The following is a 1,074-nucleotide window of genomic DNA, read 5'->3' on the forward strand; positions in this document are numbered from 1 at the left end:
CGCCAGTTTCGCCGACAAGAACGCCGGCGCCAACAAAAAGGTGACGCTGGCCTCGGTGGCGCTGTCCGGCGCCGACGCCGGCAACTACCTGCTGAACTATTCGCCTGTCCTGCAGGCCAGCATTTCGCAGGCGAACCTGTCGCTGGCCGGCGTCAGCGTCGCCAACCGGGTCTACGACGGCACGCTGCAAGCGAGCGTCAGCGGCGCCACGCTGGGCGGGGTGATCGGCCAGGACCAGGTTGTCGTCAGCGGCGGCCAGGGCAGCTTCAGCGACAAGAACGTCGGCGTCGGCAAGCTGGTCAAGGCCACCGGCTTCGTCTTGGAGGGCGTCGACGCCGGCAATTACGCGCTCGCTTCGCTGAGCGCCGACGCCAGCGCCGACATCACCGCGCGCACGCTGCAGTTGCGCTACACCGCGGCCGCTAAAGTCTACGACGGCAGCACCGTGGCCAGCCTGAGCGGCGTCGCCGACGACCGCGTCGCCGGCGACGTGCTCGACATCAGCCAGCGCGCCAACTTCGTCGACAAGAACGTCGGCGTGGCCAAGGCGGTGACGCTCAGCGACGTGGCGCTGGGCGGCGCCGACGGCGGCAATTACGTGGTCGCGGTGGCCGGCCCGCTGTTCGCCAGCATCACGCCGGCGCGCCTGGGCCTGAGCGGCGTCAGCGTCGCCAGCCGGGCTTACGACGGCGGCACCGACGCGCTTGTCAGAGCCAGCCTGGACGGCGTGGTCGGCGGCGACGCGGTCAGCCTGTTCGGCGGCGCCGGCCGCTTCGACGACAAGAACGTCGGCGTCGGCAAGAACGTCGCCATCAGCGGTTTCCGCCTGGGCGGCGCCGACGCCGGCAACTACCAGTTCGTCCCCGGCGGCCTGTCGGCCACGGCCGACATCACGCAAAAGGCGCTGGCGAGCTGGGTCGGCGCGGCCGGCGGTTTGTGGAGCGAGGCCCGGAACTGGGACGGCGGCGCGGTGCCGGACGGCGCCAACGTGCTCGACGTGAACTTGACGGGCAGCGGCGTGGTCAACTACAACGCCGGCGCCGGCGCCACCAGCATCCGCAACCTGAACGGCGG

Annotated in this window: 1 protein-coding gene; it reads left to right on the forward strand. The window is 71.1% G+C overall.

The features are described from left to right. Positions 1–1,074: YDG domain-containing protein (locus ACFDR9_RS27755; protein ID WP_409033083.1), on the forward strand; the 1,074-nt coding region annotated here is incomplete at both ends.

The sequence above is a fragment of the Janthinobacterium sp. CG_23.3 genome (genome assembly GCF_046115965.1).
GTDB lineage: Bacteria > Pseudomonadota > Gammaproteobacteria > Burkholderiales > Burkholderiaceae_D > Janthinobacterium.